The organism is Nocardioides pinisoli, assembly GCF_024199985.1.
Taxonomy (GTDB): domain Bacteria; phylum Actinomycetota; class Actinomycetes; order Propionibacteriales; family Nocardioidaceae; genus Nocardioides; species Nocardioides pinisoli.
The window spans coordinates 162,040-184,114 of record NZ_JANARS010000007.1 but is presented as its reverse complement, the minus strand read 5'-3'; the positions used below and the strand labels follow the sequence as shown (position 1 = coordinate 184,114).

Below are 22,075 nucleotides of genomic sequence, written 5' to 3'. Positions count from 1 at the left end.
AAGGACCCGGACACCGCCCCGTGGTCGTGCGATCAGGAGATGCCGGCCTCGGCGCACAGGTCGGCGAACTTGCCGGTGCAGACGTCCTCGGCCTTCTGGCCGCCGTCGTCGATCACGTCACCGACGTTGTCCTTGGTGATGGCCTGCGGCTCGAGCAGGATCGAGGGGACCTCGCGGCCGCCCTCGCTGTCCTCGGTCGTGCCGGTGGTCTCGGCCTCGTCGCCGTTGACCAGCGCGATCGCGGCGTCGGCCAGCGCGCCGGCCTCCTTCGTGGCGGACTTGTAGACCGTCATGCACTGGGTGCCGGCGAGCACGTTCTGCAGGCCCTCGACCGTGGCGTCCTGACCGGTCACCGGGACCTTGCCGGCCTGACCGGCGCCCTCGAGGATGCTGATCGCGGCACCACCGAGACCGTCGTTGGCCGCGAGCACGCCGTCGACCTTGCCGTCGGCAGCGGTGTAGAGCTGCTGGAAGATCGTCGCCGCCTCCTCGTTGTCCCAGTCCGGGACCGCCTGCTCACCGACGACGGTGTAGTTGTCGATCTCGTCGAGCACGCTGTGCGCGCCCTCGGCGAAGAGCGTGGCGTTGTTGTCGGTGGGCGAGCCGTTGAGGTAGACGATGTTGGCCTTCTTGTCGCCCAGGCAGTCCGCGAGGCCCTGGCCCTGCAGCTCACCGACGACGGTGTTGTCGAAGGACACGTAGTACTCCGCCGAGCCACCGAGGGTCAGGCGGTCGTAGTCGATGGTGGCGACGCCCTGCGACGCGGCCTTCTCCTGGATGGCCGCGCCCGACTCGGAGTCGAGGTTGACGATCGCGAGGACGGTCACGCCGTTGCCGATCATGGTGTCGGCGATCTGCGTCATCCGCTCCGCGTCACCCTCGGCGTTCTGGATGTCGTACTCGACACCGGCCTCGTCGAAGGCCGCCTCGAGGGCCGGGCGGTCCGCGCTCTCCCAGCGCACCGACGACTCGGTGTCGGGAAGGATGACGCCGATCTTGCCGGTCGCCTCGCCGCCGCTCGAGCCACTGCTGTCACTGCCGCTGTCGCTGTCACTGCTGTCGTCGCCGCAGGCGGTGAGTGCCATGGCGGCGCCGAGCAGGGGGACGAGGAGCAGACTGTGCTTGCGCTTCACGAAAACCGCCTCCTAGCGATCTGTCGTACGTCCGGTTGCCGCTCAGCGCGGGTCCCACGTACATATGTTGTTCCACGCAACATATGCAGTGACCACCGTCACGTCCAGACGGCCGCCCGCCCTGTTGCCGGTTCGTTACCAAAACGGGCGTCAGGGGCCTCTGTGGACTGGACCACCCGCCTGTCGTGACGGCTAGCGTGGCGTCATGACCGGCCTCGACGTGTCCGCCCCGCCCGTGCCGCGGTCGGAGGAGGTGCTGACGCCCGAGGCGCTCGCCTTCGTCGCCGACCTCGACGCCCGCTTCCACGAGCGGCGCGACGAGCTGCTCGCCGCACGCCGGACCCGGCGCGAGGAGATCGCCCGGACCGGCCGCCTGGACTTCCTGCCCGAGACCGCCGACGTGCGCGCCGCGGAGTGGACGGTGGCGCCCGCGCCCGACGACCTGCGCGACCGCCGCGTGGAGATCACCGGCCCCACCGACCCCAAGATGGCCATCAACGCCCTCAACTCGGGGGCGCGCGTGTGGCTCGCCGACCTCGAGGACGCCAACACCCCGCACTGGCGCAACGTCGTGGGCGGCCAGCTGACCCTGCGCGACGCCGTCCGCGGACGGCTCTCGTTCACCTCCCCCGAGGGCAAGCAGTACGCCGTCGCCGACCCGGCGGGCGCGCCGGTCGTCCTCCCCCGCCCCCGCGGCTGGCACTTCGACGAGGCCCACCTCACCGCGGCGGGACGACCGGTCGTCGCCGCCCTGGTCGACTTCGGCTTGCACTTCTTCCACAACGCCCGCGAGCTGCTGGCCGCCGGCAGCGGCCCGTACTACTACCTGCCCAAGATGGAGTCGCACCTCGAGGCACGGCTGTGGGACGACGTCTTCACCCACGCCGAGGCGGCGCTCGGGGTGCCGCACGGCTCCGTCCGGGCGACCGTCCTCATCGAGACCATCACGGCCGCCTTCGAGATGGACGAGATCCTCTGGGAGCTGCGCGACCACGCGGCCGGGCTCAACGCCGGCCGGTGGGACTACCTGTTCAGCATCATCAAGAACTTCCGCGACGCGGGACCGGGCTTCACCCTGCCCGACCGCAACGCGGTCACCATGGCGGCACCGATGATGACCGCCTACAGCGACCTGCTCGTGCGGACCTGCCACCGCCGGGGCGCCTTCGCGATCGGCGGGATGGCGGCGTTCATCCCGAGCCGGCGCGACCCCGAGGTCAACGAGCGCGCGTTCGCCAAGGTGCGCGAGGACAAGACCCGCGAGGCCCGGGCCGGCTTCGACGGCTCGTGGGTGGCGCACCCCGACCTGGTGCCGCTCTGCGCGGAGGTCTTCGGCGAGTTCCTCGGGGAGCGCGTCAACCAGCTCGACGTGCTCCGCGACGACGTGTCCGTCACCGCCGACGACCTGCTGGCCGTCGGCGAGACGCCCGGCGACCGCACCGAGGCCGGGCTGCGCGCCAACGTCCGCATCGGCATGCAGTACCTCCACGCGTGGCTGTCGGGCAACGGCGCCGCGGGCATCGACAACCTCATGGAGGACGCCGCGACCGCCGAGATCTCGCGCTCGCAGGTGTGGCAGTGGGTCCACAACGACGCCCGGCTCGACACCGGCGAGGTGGTCACGCGCGACCTCGTCGAGCGCATCGTCGAGGAGGAGCACACCGCCCTCGGCGGAGCGGTGGACGAGGACGCGCGCCGGCTCTTCGTCGACTGCGCGCTGGGCGAGGACTTCCCCGACTTCCTCACCCTGCAGGCGTACGACGTCCTGCTGGCGCGGGGGGAATGACCGGCCGGACGAACCCGCCCGACGCCACCTGGTCGCCCCCGACCCACACGTCGGCGACGTCGGCGTCCCCAGCGAGGGCGAACACCTTGCCGAGGGCCTCCTCCGGCGACCCCGCGTGCCGCAGCCCGATGTCGAGCGAGGTGCCGACGGGTGGCCGCACGCAGATGGCGTCGAACTGCTTCCCGGGGCTGAAGTCGCCCGTCACGTCGCCGAGGCCCAGTGCCGCGGCGCCCGCGGCGGTGCTCAGGTGCAGGAGGTGCCCGGCCGCCAGCGGCAGTCCGTCGGCGCCGAGCAGGTGCTGCAGGAAGTAGGCCTGCAGGCCCTCCTTGAAGATCGAGAACCCGGTGCCCGCGCCGACGTCGCTGCCGAGCGCAACCCGCACGCCAGCGGCGACGTGGCGGCGCAGCGAGAACATCCCCGAGCCCAGGGCGGCGTTGCTGGTCGGGCAGTAGGCCACCGCGGTGCCCCGGGCCGCCAGCACGTCGAGCTCGGCGTCGGTCGGGTGGACGTTGTGGGCCAGCACTGAGCAGCCCCCGAGCAGCCCGTGGTGGTCGTAGGTGTCGACGTAGTGGTCCCGGTGCGGGAACTGGTCGGCGACCGTGGCGACCTCGGCGTTGTTCTCGTTGACGTGGGAGGTGAAGCAGGCGCCGTCCACGACGGCGAGCACGTCGGCACAGGCGGCCAGGATGTCGTCGGAGGCCGAGAGCGCGAAGCGCGGGGTGACGGCGTAGCGCAGCCGCCCCCGCCCGTGCCAGTCCTTCGCCAGGCGGACCGCCTCGTCGTGCGAGCGCTCGGGCGTGGTGAGCAGCGGCTCGGGCAGCACCCGGTCGCTGACCACCAGCCCGCTCGTCATCCGCAGCCCGAACCGCTCGGCCTCGGCGAACAGGGCGTCGACGGCGGGTGCGAAGTGGGACCCGAAGACCAGGGACGTCGTCGTGCCCGCGGCGATCAGCCCGGCGACGAGCTCACCGGCCACCGTGGCGGCGTACGTCGTCGACGCGAGGCGCTCCTCCTCCGGCAGGGCGCACCGCTCGAGCCACTCGAGCAGCGGCATGCCGAGGGCGCCGATCACCCGCACCTGGGGGAAGTGGACGTGGGTGTCGACCAGACCGGGCAGCAGCAGCCCGGCGCGCAGGTCGATCGTCGGGGCGTCGGGGTGCGAGGCGGCGACCGCGGCGAAGGGCCCGCGCTCGGTGATCACGCCGTCGTCGGAGACCGCCAGCCCGAGGTCGTCGTCGTAGCGGAAGGCCGGGCCGCTGGTGGTGAACGGGTCGTCGGGGGCGTCGAAGGCGCGGGCCCGGTAGACGACGCCCACGCCCGGACGCGTCATCCGGACACCCGGGTGCGGTCGGCGGCCAGGAGGTCCATCAGCTCGGCCGCCACGGAGACGGCGATCGCGGCCGGGGCCTTGGAGGAGGGTCGCGACGAGGAGGCCGGCCCGGTCAGCCCGATGGGGCAGCGGATGCGGTCGATGGTCGGGGCGTCGTGGCCCTCGACGGCCAGGCCCGCGCGGAAGCGGGCCCACTTGGCGGCCGAGCCGATCAGCCCGACCGACCCGAGGTGGGTGCACCGCAGCGCCGCGTCGCACAGCGCGAAGTCCTCGGCGTGGTCGTGGGTCATCACCAGCACGTGGGTGCCGGCCGGGACGGCGCCGAGCGCGAGCTCGGGGACGGGCGAGTGGTGGACCCGCACGCGCGCCTCGGCGTCGGCGGGCAGCGCCAGGCGCTCGTCGGTGAGCAGGCCGGGGCGGGAGTCGACGAGGTGGAGGTCGATGTCGTGGGCCGCCAGGATGCGGGCGAGCTGGAGCCCGACGTGGCCGACGCCGAACACGGCGACGGACCCGACCACCGGCAGCGGCTCGAGCAGCAGCGTGACCTCGCCCCCGCAGCACTGGCGGCCGTGGTCGGTGCGGGCCTTGTCGGTGAGGCCGAGGACGAGCTGCTCGGGACTGTCGGTGCCGTCGGCGAGCATCGCCCGGGCGCGGGCGATGGCGGTCTCCTCGAGGTTGCCGCCGCCGACACTGCCCCACGACCGCTCGGCGGCGACGACCATCTTGGCGCCGGCGTCACGGGGCGCGTGCCCGCGGACCGCGGCCACGGTCACCAGCACCCCCGGCACGCGTTCCTCCCGCAGCCGCTCGACTGCTCCCAGCCAGTGCACCTCAGGCCTCCCCCGCCGCGTGTGCGGCCTGCTCGGACCGCGGGTGCAGGGCCGGAGCCGCCGGGTCCGGGCGGTCGGGAACCTCGCCCGGCAGTCCCTCGACCACCCCGTGCCCGGCGTGGCCGTCGACCGCGGCCCGGGCGCGCTCCACGGCCCAGAACACCGCCTCCGGGGTGGCCGGCGACGCCAGCTCGACACTGGTGCCGTCGCGACCGAAGGCACCGACCGCGTCACGCAGCGCCTCGCGCACCGCGAACGCCAGCATCAGCGGCGGCTCGCCGACGGCCTTCGAGCCGTAGACGACGCCGTCCTCGTGGGCGTGCTCCAGCAGGGCCACGTGGAGCTCGTCGGGGAGCTCCCCCAGGCTGGGGAGCTTGTAGGTGCTGGCGGACTGGGTGGTCAGCCGGCCGCGCCCGGGGCCGTGGGACTCGTCCCACCGCAGGTCCTCCAGCGTCAGCCAGCCCACCCCCTGCACGAAGCCGCCCTCGACCTGGCCGAGGTCGACCAGCGGCGACAGGCTGTCGCCGACGTCGTGCACGATGTCGACGCGCCGGGTGCGGTGGGCGCCGGTGAAGCCGTCGACCTCGACCTCCGCCGCCGCGACGCCGTAGGCGAAGTACTTGAACGGGTGGCCGCTCATCGCGGTGGAGTCCCAGTGGATGCCCTCGGTCCGGTAGAAGCCGGCCGCCCACAGCTGCACCCGGCTGAAGTAGGCCTCCCGCACGAGCTCCTCCCAGGCCAGGCCGCGTCCTGCGTCGACCTCGCGCAGCCGCGCCAGGACCTGCTCGCAGGCGTCCTTGACGGCGCCGCCGTTGAGGTCGGTGCTGGAGCTCGCCGCCGTCGCGGAGGTGTTGGGCACCTTGTCGGTGCGGGTGGGTGCCACGCGGACCTTCGCGAGGGGCACGCCGAGGGTGGTGGCCGCGACCTGCAGCATCTTGGTGTGGAGGCCCTGGCCCATCTCGGTGCCGCCGTGGTTGATCAGCACCGAGCCGTCCTTGTAGACGTGGACGAGGGCGCCGGCCTGGTTGAAGGCGGTGAAGTTGAAGGAGATGCCGAACTTCACCGGCGTCACGGCGAGGCCGCGCTTGCGGTGGGGGTGGGCGGCGTTGAAGGCCGCCACCTCCTCGCATCGTCGTCGTACCTCACCGGTGGCGAGCACCTGCTCCCACGCGGCGGCGAGCCGCTCGGGGTGGCGGACCACCTGGCCGTAGGGCGTGGCCTGCCCCTCGACGTAGAAGTTGCGGCGGCGCAGCTCGACCGGGTCGATCCCGAGCAGCGGGGCGCAGCGACCCAGGATGTCCTCGACCACGAGCATCCCCTGGGGCCCGCCGAAGCCGCGGAACGCGGTCTGTGAGGTCTTGTGGGTGCGCGCCACGCGGCCGTGGAGGAGGACGTGCGGGATCCAGTAGGCGTTGTCGACGTGGCACAGCGCCCGGGCCAGCACCGGCTCGCTGAGGTCGAGGCTCCAGCCGCCGTCGGAGGTCAGCGTCGCCTCGAGCGCCGTCAGCCGGCCGTCGTCGTCGAAGCCGACCCGCCACTGGGCGTGGAAGCCGTGGCGCTTGCCGGTCATCGTCATGTCGTGCGTGCGGCTCAGCCGGAGCCGGACGGGCCGCCCGGTCAGGACCGCGCCGAGCGCGGCGACCGCGGCGAAGCCGTGCGGCTGCATCTCCTTGCCGCCGAAGCCGCCACCCATCCGCAGGCACTGCACCGTGACGTGGTGGCTGTCGAGGCCGAGCACGTGCGCGACGATCTCCTGCGTCTCGCTCGGGTGCTGCGTGCTGCTCTGCACGAAGACCTGGCCGCCCTCGTCGACGAGGGCCAGGGAGGCGTGGGTCTCGAGGTAGAAGTGCTCCTGGCCGGCCATCTCGGTGACGCCGCTGAAGACGTGGGTCGCACCCGCCAGGCCGGCTCCGACGTCGCCGCGGGCGATCACCGGCCGGCCGCCCTGGAAGTGCTCCGCGTCGATAGCGTCGGTCAGCGAGACCACGGCCGGCAGCGGCTCGTAGTCGACCTGGACCGCCTCCGCGCCGCGGCGGGCGGCCTCGAGGGTCTCCCCCAGCACCCAGCAGACAGCGTGCCCGACGAACATCACGATCTCCGGGAAGAGCGGCTCGTCGTGCTTCACGCCCGCGTCGTTGACCCCGGGCACGTCGTCGGCGGTCAGCACGCGTACGACGCCGGGGACGGCCATCGCGGGTGCGGCGTCGAGCCGCGTCACGCGAGCGTGGGGGTGGGGCGAGCAGACCGGGTGGGCGTGCAGGACGTGGGGCGTGCGGTGCACGAGGTCGTCGGTGTAGAGGGCGTGACCGGTGACGTGGAGCGCCGCGCTCTCGTGCGGCAGCGCGAGGCCGACGACCGCGTCGGCGGGGCGCCGCGACAGCTCGCTCATCGCGACCCCTCCTCGTCCCACCAGGCCCTCAGCGCGTTGCCGAGCATCGCGGAGCGGTAGGCGGCGCTGGCGCGCTGGTCGTCGATCGGCGTGCCCTCCCCGGCCAGCACCCGCGAGGCGGCCTCGACGGTCTCCTCGCTCCACGGCTGTCCCTCGAGGGCGGCCTCGGTCGCGCGCGCCCGCAGGGGCGTGGCGGCGACGCCGCCCAGGCCGATGCGCGCGGTCACCACGGTGCCGTCGACGACGTCGAGGGCGGCGGCGACCGCGACGCTGGAGATGTCGTCGTAGCGGCGCTTGGCGATCTTGCGGAAGGTGGTGCGACCGGCCAGCGGGAGCGGAATTCGGACGGCCCGGATGAGCTCGCCCGGGCGCAGCACCGTCTCGCGGTAGCCGGTGAAGAAGTCGGCCAGCGCGACCTCGCGGTCGCCGTCGGTGGAGGCGAGCACCACGCTGGCGTCGAGGGCGAGCAGCGCGGGGGCGAGGTCGCCGATCGGCGACGCGGTCGCGAGGTTGCCCCCGATGGTGGCGCCGTTGCGGATGAGCGGCGAGGCGAAGAGGGGCCAGACCTCGGCGAGCAGCGGGACGGTGTCGCCGAGCGCGGCCTCGACCTCGCTCAGCGTCAGGGCGGCGCCGATCTCGACCGACCCGTCGGTGGAGGTCCCGCGCAGCTCGGGGAGCCGGTCGACCGCGACGAGGTGCGACGCCCGGCGCCCGCGCAGGTTGGCCTCCACCCCCCAGTCGGTGGACCCGGCGACGACCACGGCGTCGGGGTGCTCGGCCAGGAGGGCGAGGGCCTCGGCGAGGTCGGCCGGACGCGCGAAGCCGTCGACCCGTGTGCGTACGACGTCGGGCGCGGGTCGCTCCTGCCGCGCGGCCAGCGGGTCCGTCGGCGTCGCGGGGCCGAGGGCGCGGGCCGCGTCGCGGATCGGCCGGTAGCCGGTGCAGCGGCAGAGGTTGCCGGCGATGGCGTGCAGGTCGAACCCGTCGGCGCCCTCCGCGCGGTCGGGCCGGTAGAACTCCGCGGCCATCGAGCACGCGAAGCCGGGCGTGCAGTAGCCGCACTGGGAGCCGCCCGCGGCGGCCAGCCCGGCCTGGACGGGGTGCAGGTGCTCGGGCGTGCCGAGGCCCTCGGCGGTGACGACCTCCTGCCCGTCGAGCGCGAGGGCCGGCACCAGGCAGGCGTTGACCGGCGTCCACCGGCTCCCGTCGCCGGCGGGCCGGGCGACCATCACCGCGCAAGCGCCGCACTCCCCCTCCGCGCACCCCTCCTTGGCCCCGGTGAGGCCGAGGCCGCGCAGGAAGTCGAGCGCGTTGGTGTGGGTGGGCGTGCCGGCGAGCGGGCGCGGCTGCCCGTTGACGGTGACCTGCGGATCCGGCACGTGCTCTCCCCTCGGGCAGTACGTCATGCGCATGGCTGCGGTGGGCGCATGGTTCAGGGAGTCACGGGCCGCCGGTTGTCCATGCCGAACGACGACCTGCCACCGCCCATCCTACGTGATCGGGCTCACGTCGGCGTCACGTCAGCGGCGGGCTCGCGCGCAGGCGCGGGTGCCGGTTGACGTCCTTGTAGAGCAGGTAGCGGAACCTTCCCGGGCCACCGGCGTAGCAGGCCTGCGGGCAGAAGGCGCGCAGCCACATGAAGTCCCCCGCCTCCACCTCGACCCAGTCCTGGTTGAGCAGGTAGACCGCCTTGCCCTCCAGGACGTAGAGGCCGTGCTCCATCACGTGCGTCTCCGGGAACGTGATGGCGCCACCTGGCTCGAAGCTGACGATGTTGACGTGCATGTCGTGCCGCACGTCCAGCGGGTCGACGAAGCGCTGCGTGCCCCACGCGCCGCCGGTGTCGGGCATCGGCTCGACCGCCACGTCGTCCTCGTGGACCACGAAGGGCTCGGGGACCTCGACGCCGTCGACGCGCTCGTATGCCTTGCGGATCCAGTGGAAGGTGAGCGGCTCGCCCGACGTGGCGCGCAACGTCCAGGTCGCGCCCGGCGGGAGGAAGACGTACGTCCCGGGGCGCACGGCGTGCACCTCTTCCCCGATGCGCAGCTCGGCGGCCCCGTCGACCACGAGGAGCACGGACTCCGCGTCGGGGTCGTCGTCGGGCCGCTCGGTCCCGCCGCCCGGCGCCACCTCGACGACGTACCACGAGAACGTCTCGGCGAACCCGGACAGCGGCCGGGCGATCACCCACAGGCGGGTGTCGTCCCAGTGCGGCAGCCGGCTGGCGGTGATGTCGCTGAGCGTGCCGCGCGGGATGACGGCGTAGGCCTCGGTGAAGACCGCCCGGCCGGACTGCCCGGTGGTCAGGTCGGTCTGCGCCGGCAGCCCGCCCCGCGGGACCCAGTAGCTCATCAGGTCGTCCCTCTCCTCAGCAGCCGTCCCCGTGGCCCGGCCGACAGGTCGACCGGGCGTCCGCGCAGCCACGTCGCGCGCACGGTGCCGGTGAGCGTACGCCCCGCGTAGGGGGTGACCGGGTTCTTGTGGTGGAGCGCGGCCGCGTCGACCACCCAGGTCTCGTCGGGCGCGAAGACGCAGAGGTCGGCGTCGGCCCCGACGGCGATCTCGCCCTTGCCCGCCAGCCCGACCCGCCGGGCCGGAGCCGTGGCCATCCAGCGCACCACGTCGGAGAGCGGTACGCCGCGCTCGCGGGCGCCCGTCCAGACCACGGGCAGCCCGAGCTGGAGCGACGCGATCCCGCCCCAGGCGTCGGCGAAGTCGCCGGTGTCGCGGAGCTTGAGGTCGGCGGTGCACGGCGAGTGGTCGGTGACGACGAGGTCGATGTCGCCGTCGGCGAGCGCCTGCCACAGCGCGTCGCGGTTGGCCGCGCCGCGGATCGGTGGGCAGCACTTGAGCTCGGTGGCGCCGTCGGCGACCGTCGCCGCGTCGAAGTGGAGGTAGTGCGGGCAGGTCTCCACCGAGACGTCGACGCCGTCGGCCCGGGCGGCACGCAGCGTCGGCACGGCACCGGAGGCGCTGAGGTGCACGACGTGGGCGCGCCCGCCGGTGCGGCGGGCCGTGTCGACGACCAGCGCGATCGCGCGCTCCTCGGCCGCGTCGGGCCGGCTGTCGAGGAAGCCGCGGTAGGCCGTGCCGTGGGCACACTCGCCGATCTCGTCGGCGTCCTCGGCGTGCACGACCAACAGCGAGCCGAGCCGTGCGGTCTCGGCCATCGCGGCGGCGAGCTCGTCCGGCGCGAGGTGGGGGAACTCCTCCACGCCGGAGTCGATCAGGAAGCACTTGAAGCCGAACACCCCGGCCTCGTGGAGGGGGGCCAGGTCGTCGAGGTTGCCCGGGACCGCACCGCCCCAGAAGCCGACGTCCACCCACGTCTGGCCGGTCGCCACCGCCCGCTTCTCCTCCAGCGCCGCGACCGTCGTGGTGGGCGGGATGCTGTTGAGCGGCATGTCGACGATCGTGGTGACGCCGCCGGCCGCCGCGGCCCGGGTGGCGCTGGCGAAGCCCTCCCAGTCGGTGCGCCCCGGCTCGTTGACGTGGACGTGGGTGTCGACCAGCCCCGGCAGCAGCACCTCGTCGTCGGCCAGCACGACCACCTCGGCGCCACGGGCGTCCGCGTCGACCGGGCCGATCTCGACGACGACGCCGTCACGCACGCGCACCGTCGCCGGCCGCTCGGCGTCACCGACGACCGCGCGGGCCGCCCGGACGAGGGTCTCGGGCGCGACCTCGCCGGCCACGCTCAGCTGCCCCGGTAGGTGGAGTAGCCGAACGGGCTCAGCAGGAGCGGGACGTGGAAGTGCTCGTCGCGGGTGACGGTGAAGGCGACGACGACCTCGGGGTAGAAGGTGTCGGTCCCGTGGGCGGCGAACCACGCACCGGTGTCGAACCGGATCCGCAGGTCGCCCACCGGCAGGTCGCCCGCGAGGTCACCCACCCGACCGTCGTGGTCGGTGACGCCGGCGGCCAGGGCGGTGCCGTCCGCCGACTCCACGGTGACGCGCAGCCCTGCGGCCGGCTGACCGGCAGCGGTGTCGAGGACGTGGGTGCTCAGCGAGGCCATCAGGGCTCCTCCCCCATCAGCTCCTCCATCCGCAGCACCGCGATCTGGGTCAGCTGGTCGATCGTCGCGGCCCGCTCGAGCTCGTCGCTGTTGCCGAGGCGCTGCTCGAGGTGCTGGAGGATCTCGTGGCCGTCGCGCCCCGCCGCCCGGATGATGAAGACCCGACCGAAGCGCTCCTCGTAGGCCCGGTTGCCGTCCGCGAGCCGCCGGGCGAGGTCGGCGTCCTCCCGGTCGACGCCCGCCTGCTCGCGCGTGGAGTGGGCGGCGTCGTGCCGCTCGGCGTCGGCGCGCTCACCGATGCGCGGGTGCCGGGCGAGTGCCTGCTCCAGCTCCTCGTCGGACAGGGTGGCCGAGGCGGCGACCATGGCGGCCTCGACCTCGCCGAGCGTGTCGTAGGGCCGGCCGGCCACCACCCGGTCGGCCCACATCGGCGCGTCCAGGCAGGTGAGCAGCTGCGCGTGGGCCTGCTGCTCGTCCGCCTCGTTGAAGGCGGCGAGCCCCGGTCGGGTCACGGCCATCGGTCCTCCTCCTCGCGGGTCACGGTCGCCTCGATGAGGCCGTAGGGCCGGTCCGCGGCGATGAAGACCTCGCCCGGGTTGTCGAGGCCGAAGGGTGCGAGGTCGACGAGGAAGTGGTGCTTGTTGGGAGCGACGAAGGAGATCTCGGCGATCCCCTCGTGCGCTTCGAGCACCGCGCGGCCCGTCGCGTAGAGCGTCTCCTGGAGCGCCCGGCTGTAGGTCGTGGCGAAGGTCGACAGCACCAGCGCCCGCACCGCGGCGTACGACGCGTTCCAGTCGACGCCGTCCGCGCGGGAGTGGCGCCAGGTGGCTCGCAGCGCGGTGGCCAGGATGCGGTCGTCGGCGTCGTCGAGCGTCGTGTAGTCGTCGCGCAGGAACCCCTTGAACTCCGAGCCGGTGGACTTCAGCAGCACCAGGTCCTTCACGCCGGAGGTCACGTGGACGCCGTCGCGCTCCACCTCGACCCGGGCGGTGCGCACCTCGCCGCCACGGCGCACGAACGCGTGGTCGTGCCCGGCGCCGTCGACCTCGATCCGGTCCCACGCGTGCTCGTCGACGACGACCTCCGCCCCGGTGGCGTACGGCGTCGCCTCGAGCAGCCGGCTGCCGAGCGCGATCGCGTAGTCCTCGGGCGAGGCCACGCCGTGCTTCTTCGCGAAGGCGAAGGCGGTGTTCTTCTGGGTGTCGGTGGGCAGCACGTGCGACTGGTCGCCGTCGGTGTGCGCCGCGGTGAAGTCGCCGTGGAGGGACGTCGACACGGTGAGGTCGCGGATCTCGTGGCGCTCGGTGTCGCGCACGATGCGCACGACGCGAGACTCCGCCTTGCCGTAGCGGTTCGGTCCCAGCCTGATCCCCATAACTCAGCCTCCCCCGTCGTGGGTGCGGTGCGCCAGCCGTGCGAGGCGGTGGGCGTCGAGCCCGGTCCCCTCGGTCACCTCGTCCTGCGACAGGGCGCCGCAGTCGGTCCCGCGCAGCAGGTAGTCCGCGAGCGCCCGGGCCGTCGCCGGCTCGTCGAGGACGCCGGACTCGCGGCGCTCGACGTAGGTGCGCAGGCGGGTCGCCGCGCTCGCGAGCCCGTCGCGGTAGAAGCCGAACGTCGCGGCGAAGCGCGTCGGCAGCTGGGCCGGGTGGAGGTCCCAGCCCTGGTAGTAGCCGCGCTCGAGCGAGCGGCGGACGAGCCGCAGGTGGGTGTCCCACGCGGCGGCGACCTCGTCGGGGCTCCCGACCGGCAGCACGTTGGTGGAGCCGTCGGAGAGGCGTACGCCGGTGCCGGCCGCGGCGGCCTGCATGACCGCCTTGGCGTGGTCGGCGACGGGGTGCTCGAGGCTCTGGTGGGCAGCGGCGATCCCGCACGAGGCGGAGTAGTCGTAGGTGCCGTAGTGCAGGCCGGTGCAGCGGCCGCCGGAGGCGTGCACCATCCGCGCGACGAGCGCGCTGCCGTCGGGGCCGAGGATCGACTGCGGCGTCTCGACCTGGATCTCGAAGCGCAGGGCGCCGTCGGCCAGGCCCAGCTCGGGCTCGAGCCGGCCGGCGACGTGGACCAGCGCTTCCACCTGCTCCACGGCGGTCACCTTGGGCAGCGTGACCACGAAGGTGTCCGGCAGCGGCCCGTCCTCGAGGAGCCGGGCGAGGAACAGGGTGAGGGTGCGCACGCCGCGGGCCCGGGTCGGCCCCTCGAAGCCCTTGAACCGGATGCCGGTGAAGGGTGCGGACGTCCCGGCGTCGAGCGCGGCACGCAGGTCACCCGCCGCCCGTCGTACGTCGCCGTCCTCCTCGTCGTCGGGGCGGGTCCCGTAGCCGTCCTCGAAGTCGATGCGCAGGTCCTCGACCGGCTCGCGCCCGAGCTTGGCGCGCACCCGCGACAGCAGGTCGCGGTCACCGTCGAGGAGCGCCAGCAGGCGGTCCTGGTGCTCCTCCACCGCGGCGAGCGCTGCGGCGCCGTGGTCGGCGACCAGGCCGGGGTGGAAGCGGTCGGCCGGGACGTAGACCGTGTGGACGGGCTGCCGCCCGGCGCGCTCACCGGGATAGTGGCTCGCCAGCGCCGCGTCGACGTCCGCCAGGCGTGCGTCGAGGTCGTCGGTGAGACCACCGACGAGGTGGTCGAGGCGCTCCATGCGCAGACCCTAGACCCGGGTCAGTGCGACGGGGGGCGCTTCCGCTGCGGGGCCGGGCGGGTCGGGTCGTCGTCGGGCCGGTCGAAGTCATCCGGCACGACGACCGGCCGCCAGCGTGCCCAGCCGATGAAGCCCAGGGCGACGACGACCAGCGCCAGCCCGGTCCACAGGTTGGCGTTGACGCCCCCGGTCTTCTCCGGCTCGTGCTCGCCCAGCAGCCCGGCGAGCGCGAGGATCACGCCGTAGATACCCAGGAGGGCGCCGATGATGTTGCGGATGTCGAACGCACCGGCCTTGTGCGGAGCCGCTGCCGTCTCGGACTTCTCGGTCATGCTGGCCCCTCTCAGAAGGCGAAGTTGAGGACGATGACCATCGCGAGCGAGATGCTGGCGAGCGGGATCGTACGGCGGTACCACGGGTAGGACGCCTCGTGCGGGTCTGTGCGGTCCTCGCGCGGCGTCTCGGAGTAGACGAGGCCCTTGAGCTCGGAGGCGGGCTTGGGCTTGGTCACCAGCGAGACCACGACGCTCAGCACGATGTCCACGACGAAGGCGACCGAGGCCGCGAGGAACGCAACCCCCTGGCCCGAGAGCTCGAAGACACCGGCCGCCGCGGTGCGGTCGACCGCGATGGCCGACAGCGTGCCCGCCACGAGGCCCACCCAGCCGGCGGTCGGGGTCATCCGCTTCCAGAACATGCCGAGGATGAACGTCGCGAACAGCGGGGCGTTGAAGAACCCGAACAGCGTCTGGAGGTAGTTCATGACGTTGTCGTAGCCGAGCGCGATCTGGGCGGTGAAGATCGCGATGACCGTGGCGGCCACGGTGGCGAGCCGGCCGATGCGCAGGTAGTAGTCGTCGGAGTGGTCCTTGCGGATGTAGCGCTGCCACAGGTCGTAGGAGAACACCGTGTTGAAGGCGGAGATGTTGGCCGCCATGCCGGCCATGAAGGCGGCGAGCAGGCCGGCGATCGCGAGACCCAGGAGGCCGTTGGGCAGGACGTCGCGCATCAGGAGCAGCAGCGCGTCGTTGTAGGCGACCCCCTCCCCGGAGGCGCCGCCCTCGGGGCTGCCGCCGTTCTTGAGGTCGATCATCTCCTTGACCAGGACCGCTGAGATCATGCCCGGCACGATGACGATGAAGGGCACGAACATCTTGGGGAACGAACCGATGATCGGGGTCTTGCGGGCCGCGGAGATGGAGTCGGAGGCCATCGCGCGCTGCACCTCGACGAAGTTGGTCGTCCAGTAGCCGAACGACAGCACGAAGCCGAGCCCGAACACGATGCCGATGACCGACAGGAGCGGGGAGTCGAAGCCGGAGAGCGCCTGGCCCGGCCAGGCGTTGAGCTGGTCAGCCGCTGGTGGCGCCTCGGAGGCGGAGGCCGCGCCCGCCGAGGCGGCGGTGATCTTGTCGGTCAGTCCGTCCCAGCCGCCGACGCGGTGCAGGCCGATCAGGGTGAGCGGGACCAGCGAGGCCACGATGACGAAGAACTGCAGCACCTCGTTGTAGATCGCCGCGCTCAGTCCGCCCAGGGTGATGTAGGACAGGACCACGGCGCCCGCCACGATCAGCGAGACCCAGATCGGCCAGCCGAGCAGGGCTCGCACGATCCCCGCCAGGAGGGCGAGGTTGACGCCCGCGATCAGCAGCTGCGCGACCGCGAAGCTGATGGCGTTGACCAGGTGGGCGCCGGTGCCGAACCGTCGGAACATGAACTCCGGCACCGAGCGGACCTTCGACCCGTAGTAGAACGGCATCATCACGACGCCGAGGAACAGCATCGCCGGGACCGCGCCGACCCAGAAGTAGTGGAAGGTCGGCAGGCCGAGCTCGGCGCCGTTGGCCGACATGCCCATGATCTCGACGGCGCCGAGGTTGGCGGAGATGAACGCCAGGCCGGTCACCCAGGCCGGGAGCGAGCGCCCGGAGAGGAAGAAGTCGATCGAGTCCGAGACGGATCGCCGGGCCATCACGCCGATGCCGAGCACGAAGCCGAAGTAGATGGCGACCAGCAGGTAGTCCAGCCAGTTCGCGTCGATCAGCGTGTCCGACACGCGAGCCTCCCGAGGATCGGCAGTGATTCAGTTGCGCAGCGGCCCAGATGGGCCACCCAGAAACCTAGACCCCTCCCCGCTCCGGCGCGACCACCCCTCGGTGGGTCACGCTGTGACGACGATCTCCACCTCGAAGCCCTCGCTCGACTCCACGTAGAGCGCGACGTGCTGCTCGCCGCCGGCGTGCGGGTAGCGGTGGGCGTACAGCTCGTGCCAGCCGTGCTCGGTCGACTCCGCGCGCACCCGGTCGAGCTCGGCCCGGGTGTCGACGGTGAGCGCGAGGTGGTTGACCCCGGGTCGCAGCCGGTCGTGGGTGCCGTGCTGGTCGGGCGAGTGCTCCATGAAGACGTAGGTGCCGTCGGGGTGCGCCCACGACCGCAGACCCTCCTCCCGCTGCCACCCGCACGCGCCCAGCAACCACCCCCACTCCCCCTCGGCCCTGTCGACGTCGTCGACCCACAGGTCCAGGTGGTGCACGGCACGCGGCATGTCGCGACCCTAGACCTCAGCAGGGCCGGCTCCTCGCTGGTCGAGTAGCCCGCGAGGAACGAGCGGGCGTATCGAGACCCCCGAACGTCGCTGGTGGCGCCCGTCCACCTCGCTGCTCAGTGCGCCCACCTTGGCCAGCGCGGACCGTCGTCGCAGCGAGCCGGAGCTCACTCCCACTCGATGGTGCCCGGGGGCTTGGAGGTGATGTCGAGGGTGACCCGGTTGACCTCGGCCACCTCGTTGGTGATGCGCGTGGAGATGCGCTCCATCACCTCGTAGGGCAGGCGGGCCCAGTCGGCGGTCATCGCGTCCTCGGAGGTGACCGGGCGGATCACGACGGGGTGGCCGTAGGTGCGGCCGTCACCCTGCACGCCGACGGAGCGTACGTCGGCGAGCAGCACGACCGGCATCTGCCAGATGTCGCGGTCGAGCCCGGCGCGGGTGAGCTCCTGGCGGGCGATGGCGTCGGCGCGGCGCAGGATGTCGAGGCGGTCGGCCGTGACCTCGCCGATGATGCGGATGCCGAGGCCCGGGCCGGGGAAGGGCTGGCGCCACACCATCTCGGCCGGCAGGCCCAGCTGCTCGCCGACGAGGCGGACCTCGTCCTTGAAGAGCGTGCGCAGCGGCTCGACCAGCTCGAACTCGAGGTCCTCGGGCAGGCCGCCCACGTTGTGGTGCGACTTGATGTTGGAGGTGCCGGCACCGCCTCCGGACTCCACGACGTCGGGGTAGAGCGTGCCCTGCACGAGGAAGCCCACCTTGTCGCCGTGCTCGGCCGCCTCACCGAGCACCTCGACCTCGGCGGCCTCGAACGCGCGGATGAACTCGCGACCGATGATCTTGCGCTTCTCCTCCGGGTCGGTCACGCCGGCCAGGGCGGCGAGGAAGGTCTCGCGCGCGTCGTAGACGTGGAGGTTGACGCCGGTCGCGGCGACGAAGTCGCGCTCGACCTGCTCGGCCTCGCCCTCGCGGAGCAGGCCGTGGTCGACGAAGACGCAGTGGAGTCGCTCGCCGATGGCGCGCTGGACGATCGCCGCGGCCACGGCGGAGTCGACGCCGCCCGACAGCCCGCAGATCGCGACGCCGCTGTCACCGATCTGCTCGCGCACGCGCTCGATCTGCTCCTCGGCGATGTTGAGCATCGTCCACGTCTGGCGGGCACCGGCGATGTGGTGGAGGAAGTGCTCGAGCACCTTCTGGCCGTGCTCGGAGTGCAGCACCTCCGGGTGCCACTGGACGCCGGCGAGACCGCGGCCGACGTCCTCGAAGGCGGCGACCGGGGTGTCCTCGGTGGACGCGAGCACGGTGAATCCCTCGGGCGCCCGGGCGACGGAGTCGCCGTGCGACATCCAGACCTTGTGCTCGGCCGGGATCCCCTCGAGGAGGGTGCCCGGCTCGGAGACGGAGACCGGCGTACGCCCGTACTCCCGCGCGCCGGTGTGGGCGACCTCGCCGCCGAGGCCCTTCGCCATGAGCTGGAAGCCGTAGCACATGCCGAAGACCGGCACGCCTGCCGTGAAGACGTGGTCGTCGATGCCCGGAGCGCCCTCGGCGTAGACGCTTGACGGGCCGCCGGACAGGATGATCGCCTTCGGCTTGCGGGCGAGCATGTCGGCCACCGGCATGGTGTGCGGGACGATCTCGGAGTAGACCCGTGCCTCGCGCACCCGCCTCGCGATCAGCTGGGCGTACTGCGCCCCGAAGTCGACGACGAGGACCAGGTCGTGCTCTCCAGGCTGCGTCACGCGGCGAGTCTATCGGCGCCCGACGTCGTCCCCGCGCCCGCCCGAGGACCGGCCGGGGAGTCGCCCCAGGGCCCGATCGGGGAGGGAGGGTGATCAGGCCCTGGAGCTTGGCTCCCAGCCACTGCGAACAGCGCCGAGACGAGAGACCCGGCCCTTGGGAGGGAGCATGACTGCCGGGCCCCTCACCCGACCCAACGACCCCTGCGGCGGGTGGTTACGGCCCGGCCGCGGGCCAATTCGCGGGTCAGCTGACGCCGACGATGGGCAGCCGCAGCGCCCCCGGCGCGGCGTCGGGCACGACCGGGTTCTTCGGCGCCACCGGCTCGAGCCGGCGGTAGGTCGCGCCGAGCGCGGGGCGCGGGTCGGCCTCGCCCTTGTTGGGCCAGAAGGCCATCGCCCGCTCCGCCTGGGCGGTGATGGTCAGCGAGGGGTTCACCCCGAGGTTGGCCGACACCGCCGACCCGTCCACGACGTGCAGGCCCTCGTGGCCGAACAGTCGCTGCCAGGGGTCGACGACCCCGGTCTCGGGCGAGTCGCCGATGGTGCAGCCACCGATGAAGTGCGCGGTCAGCGGACGGTCGAACGGCTCGCCGATGTTGCCGCCCGGCGTGCCGCCCATGACGTCGGCCATGCGGCGCACGGCGTCGTAGGCCACCGGGATGTAGGTCGGGTTGGGCAGCCCGTGGCCCTGCTCGGAGGTCATCCGCCAGCCGAAGCGGCCCTTGACGCCCTTGGTGGTGATCGAGTTGTCGAGCGTCTGCATCACCAAGGCGACCACCGTGCGCTCGGACCAGTGCCGGAAGTCGAAGAGGTCCCACGCCGTGCGCCGCTGCGCCCACAGCTCCTTGAGCCACGTGCGGGTCCGCGGCGTCCCCGGGACCTCGTCGGCCAGCACGGTCTGGAGGAGTGCCATCGCGTTGGAGCCCTTGCCGTAGCGGCAGGGCTCGATGTGGGTTACCGCGTCGGGGTGCCACGAGGAGGTGATCGCGACGCCCTCGGTGTAGTCGGTCGACGTGTCGGGCGCCAGCGCGCCGAGGATCGCCTCCGAGTTGGTGCGGGTCAGCACCCCCAGCCGGTCGCTGACGTGGGGCAGGTCGCCCTCCCCCTTGAGCTGGTGGAGCAGCTTCTGGGTGCCGAGCGCGGCGGCCGAGAAGATCACCTGGTCGGCGGTGAAGGTCTTCGTGGCCGTACGACGCGACAGCTTGGCCTTCGTCCAGCGGGCGGTCACCTCGTAGCCACCGCCCTCGCGGGGTCGGACACGGGTCACCGTGGTCAGCGGGTGGACCACCGCCCCGGCCTGCTCGGCGAGGTGCAGGTAGTTCTTGACGAGGGTGTTCTTGGCGTTGTGGCGGCACCCGGTCATGCACTCGCCGCAGTTGAGGCACGCGTTGCGAGCCGGCCCCGCTCCCCCGAAGAACGGGTCGGGGACCTCCTCGCCGGCGGTCGCGTCCGGCCCGCCGAAGAAGACGCCGACGGGCGTCGGGTGGAAGGTGTCGCCCACGCCCATCTGGTCGGCGACCTTCTTCATCACCTCGTCGGCCGGCGTGTGCCGGGGGTTGTCGACGACGCCCAGCATCCGCTTGGCCTGGTCGTAGTAGGGCGCGAGCTCGGACTTCCAGTCGGCGATGTGGGCCCACGACGGGTCACGGTAGAACGCGTCGAGCGGCTCGTAGAGCGTGTTGGCGTAGACCAGCGACCCGCCACCCACGCCGGCGCCCGCGAGGATCAGGCAGTCCTTGACCATGTCGATGCGCTGGATGCCGTACATCCCCAGCGCGGGGGCGAAGAGGAACTTCTTCGCGTCGAACGACGTGGCCGGGAAGTCGGCGTCCTCGAAGCGCGCCCCGGCCTCGAGCACACCGACCCGGTAGCCCTTCTCCGTCAGCCGCAGCGCCGAGACCGAGCCGCCGAAGCCCGACCCGATGACGAGGACGTCGTAGTGGGTGGCCCCGGGAGTGCTCATGCCAGGCCCAGCTTGTTGAGCAGCCGCAACGCCCCGGTCATCACCTTGGCGTTGGTCTCCTCCGACATCCCGAGCATCGGCGCGATCGGGACCAGCCGCTGGGTCGCGACCGACTGCGCCTCGGTGTAGCGGTGGATGCCCTCGGCGCCCTGGCGGCGGCCGAGCCCCGACTCGCGCATGCCGCCCATCGGTGCGCCGAGCGAGCCGAACGTCGCGCCGTAGGCCTCGTTGACGTTGACGGTGCCGCACCTGATCCGGCGGGCCAGGGCGCGGCCGCGCGCGGTGTCGCGGGTCCAGACCGAGGCGTTGAGGCCGTAGGCGCCGTCGTTGGCGCGCTCGACCGCCTCGTCCTCGCTGTGGAAGCGGTAGAGCGAGACGACCGGCCCGAAGGTCTCCTTGCCGAAGCACTCCATGTCGGCCGAGACGCCCTCGAGGATGGTGGGCTCGAAGACGAACGGGCCGAGGTCGGGCCGGTGCCGGCCGCCGGTGAGCACGCGCGCGCCCTTGGCGACGGCGTCCTCGACGTGCCGCGTCACGGTGTCGAGCTGCGCCTGCGAGATCAGCGAGCCGATGTCGACCGACCAGTCCTGGCTGGCGCCGAGGGTCATCGCCTGCGTGCGCGAGACGAAGGCGTCGACGAAGCGGTCGTAGACCTGGTCGGCGACGAAGAGGCGCTCCATCGACACGCACAGCTGGCCGGCGTTGGAGAAGACCGCCCGGGTGGCGCCCTCGGCGGCCCGGGACACGTCGGCGTCGCGGAGCACGAGCATCGGGTTCTTGCCGCCGAGCTCGAGCGAGCAGCCGATGAGCCGCTCGGCGCACCCCTTCGCGATGATCCGGCCGGTGGCGGTCGAGCCGGTGAAGCAGACGTAGTCGGCGTGGGCGACGATCGCGCCCCCGACCTCGGCACCGGGCCCGGCGACCACCTGCCACGTCTCGGGCGGGAAGCCGGCCTCCTCGAGGAGCTGCGCGGCGAGCAGTGCCGTCAGCACGGTCTGCGCGTCGGGCTTGGACACCACGGCGTTGCCGGCGAGGAGAGCCGGGATGCCGTCGCAGAGCGCCATCGTGAGGGGGTAGTTCCAGGGCGAGATGATGCCCACGACGCCCTTCGGAACGCGGTTGACCTCGGCCCGGGTGAGCACCGGGAACATGCCGCCGACCCTTCGGGTGTCGAGGTGCTCGTGGGCCGTGCGCGCGTAGTAGCGCGCGGTGAGCGCCAGGTGGGCGACCTCGAGGTAGGCGTCCTTGCGGGCCTTGCCCGACTCCCACACCACGAGGTCGATCAGCTCCTCCTGCCGGTCGAGCAGCAGGTCGTGGAGCCGCAGCAGCGCCGCCGCCCGGTCGTCGAGGGACGTGGCCGACCACGACACCTGCGCCCGGCGGGCCCGGGCGAACGCCTCGGCCACGTCGGCGGTGCTCGACTGGGGGACGTGCGCGAGCGGCGTGCCGCCGATCGGCGACGCCACGGCGACCGTCTCGCCGGTGGTGCTGACGAGGCGCCGCGTCAGGCTGGCGACGTACGCGCGGTCGAGGCCGTAGGCCGCGGTGGCGTCGTGCTCGGGGTCCGCGGGCCCGCCGGTGATGGGACCTGAGGCGGGGGTCTGCTCACTCATCTCTGCAGCGTAGGTCGCCGCGGACGCGGTTGCTACTGGTTGGTCACTTCGTCCCGGCATTTGACACATCGCGCCAGTTTGTCCACTC

Annotated in this window: 18 protein-coding genes; 1 reads left to right on the top strand and 17 read right to left on the bottom strand. The window is 72.8% G+C overall.

Features of this window, described 5'->3' with window-relative positions; translation table 11 throughout:
* Positions 1-32 precede the first annotated feature (32 nt).
* Entirely contained in the window at positions 33-1,133 is a 1,101-nt protein-coding gene (locus tag NCI01_RS16845; RefSeq protein WP_254182646.1) for a sugar ABC transporter substrate-binding protein, read from the bottom strand.
* Positions 1,134-1,338: 205 nt separating this feature from the next.
* Between NCI01_RS16845 and aceB the strand changes: the two genes are divergently transcribed.
* A complete protein-coding gene (aceB, locus tag NCI01_RS16840) occupies positions 1,339-2,919 on the top strand; it encodes a malate synthase A (RefSeq protein ID WP_254182645.1) in 1,581 nt (526 codons plus the stop codon).
* Here aceB and NCI01_RS16835 read toward each other — a convergent pair.
* From NCI01_RS16835 to NCI01_RS16760, 16 genes are all read right to left on the bottom strand, one after another.
* The gene (locus NCI01_RS16835) at positions 2,876-4,249 is read right to left on the bottom strand and encodes a guanine deaminase (protein ID WP_254182644.1); all 1,374 of its coding nucleotides are present in this window, start codon (positions 4,247-4,249) and stop codon (positions 2,876-2,878) included. The two genes, aceB and NCI01_RS16835, sit on opposite strands and share 44 nt — an antisense overlap.
* Positions 4,246-5,079, bottom strand: a complete 834-nt coding sequence (gene xdhC, locus NCI01_RS16830) for a xanthine dehydrogenase accessory protein XdhC (protein ID WP_254182643.1) — start codon at positions 5,077-5,079, stop codon at positions 4,246-4,248. The genes NCI01_RS16835 and xdhC overlap by 4 nt, the downstream gene beginning before the upstream one ends.
* Position 5,080: 1 nt before the next feature.
* Positions 5,081-7,468: a xanthine dehydrogenase molybdopterin binding subunit gene (xdhB, locus tag NCI01_RS16825; RefSeq protein WP_254182642.1), complete on the bottom strand. Its 2,388-nt coding sequence runs from the start codon at positions 7,466-7,468 to the stop codon at positions 5,081-5,083.
* Entirely contained in the window at positions 7,465-8,847 is a 1,383-nt protein-coding gene (locus NCI01_RS16820; protein ID WP_254182641.1) for a xanthine dehydrogenase small subunit, read from the bottom strand. The genes xdhB and NCI01_RS16820 overlap by 4 nt, the downstream gene beginning before the upstream one ends.
* 136 nt (positions 8,848-8,983) lie before the next feature.
* Positions 8,984-9,823, bottom strand: a complete 840-nt coding sequence (locus tag NCI01_RS16815; protein WP_254182640.1) for a bifunctional allantoicase/(S)-ureidoglycine aminohydrolase — start codon at positions 9,821-9,823, stop codon at positions 8,984-8,986.
* Positions 9,823-11,166, bottom strand: a complete 1,344-nt coding sequence (gene allB, locus NCI01_RS16810; RefSeq protein WP_254182639.1) for an allantoinase AllB — start codon at positions 11,164-11,166, stop codon at positions 9,823-9,825. The genes NCI01_RS16815 and allB overlap by 1 nt, the downstream gene beginning before the upstream one ends.
* A 2-nt stretch (positions 11,167-11,168) precedes the next feature.
* Positions 11,169-11,489: a hydroxyisourate hydrolase gene (gene uraH, locus NCI01_RS16805; protein ID WP_254182638.1), complete on the bottom strand. Its 321-nt coding sequence runs from the start codon at positions 11,487-11,489 to the stop codon at positions 11,169-11,171.
* Positions 11,489-12,007, bottom strand: coding sequence for a 2-oxo-4-hydroxy-4-carboxy-5-ureidoimidazoline decarboxylase (gene uraD / locus NCI01_RS16800; protein ID WP_254182637.1), 519 nt, complete (start codon positions 12,005-12,007; stop codon positions 11,489-11,491). Before uraD ends, uraH begins: the two co-directional genes overlap by 1 nt.
* Complete coding sequence (gene pucL / locus NCI01_RS16795; RefSeq protein ID WP_254182636.1) at positions 11,998-12,864, bottom strand: factor-independent urate hydroxylase; 867 nt, start codon at positions 12,862-12,864, stop codon at positions 11,998-12,000. Before pucL ends, uraD begins: the two co-directional genes overlap by 10 nt.
* A gap of 3 nt (positions 12,865-12,867) precedes the next feature.
* On the bottom strand, positions 12,868-14,121 hold the full coding sequence (locus NCI01_RS16790; RefSeq protein ID WP_254182635.1) for a DUF6986 family protein: 1,254 nt from the start codon (positions 14,119-14,121) through the stop codon (positions 12,868-12,870).
* Between the two features lie 20 nt (positions 14,122-14,141).
* Entirely contained in the window at positions 14,142-14,453 is a 312-nt protein-coding gene (locus tag NCI01_RS16785; RefSeq protein ID WP_254182634.1) for a hypothetical protein, read from the bottom strand.
* Positions 14,454-14,464: 11 nt separating this feature from the next.
* Entirely contained in the window at positions 14,465-16,177 is a 1,713-nt protein-coding gene (locus NCI01_RS16780) for a sodium:solute symporter family protein (RefSeq protein ID WP_254182633.1), read from the bottom strand.
* Positions 16,178-16,282: 105 nt separating this feature from the next.
* Positions 16,283-16,666: a VOC family protein gene (locus tag NCI01_RS16775; RefSeq protein WP_254182632.1), complete on the bottom strand. Its 384-nt coding sequence runs from the start codon at positions 16,664-16,666 to the stop codon at positions 16,283-16,285.
* A 167-nt stretch (positions 16,667-16,833) separates the two neighbouring features.
* On the bottom strand, positions 16,834-18,411 hold the full coding sequence (gene guaA / locus NCI01_RS16770) for a glutamine-hydrolyzing GMP synthase (RefSeq protein ID WP_254182631.1): 1,578 nt from the start codon (positions 18,409-18,411) through the stop codon (positions 16,834-16,836).
* Between the two features lie 244 nt (positions 18,412-18,655).
* The gene (locus NCI01_RS16765) at positions 18,656-20,374 is read right to left on the bottom strand and encodes a GMC family oxidoreductase N-terminal domain-containing protein (RefSeq protein WP_254182630.1); all 1,719 of its coding nucleotides are present in this window, start codon (positions 20,372-20,374) and stop codon (positions 18,656-18,658) included.
* Positions 20,371-21,987 (bottom strand): succinic semialdehyde dehydrogenase, encoded by a 1,617-nt coding sequence (locus tag NCI01_RS16760; protein WP_254182629.1) that lies wholly within the window; start codon positions 21,985-21,987, stop codon positions 20,371-20,373. The genes NCI01_RS16765 and NCI01_RS16760 overlap by 4 nt, the downstream gene beginning before the upstream one ends.
* Between the last annotated feature and the right edge of the window lie 88 nt (positions 21,988-22,075).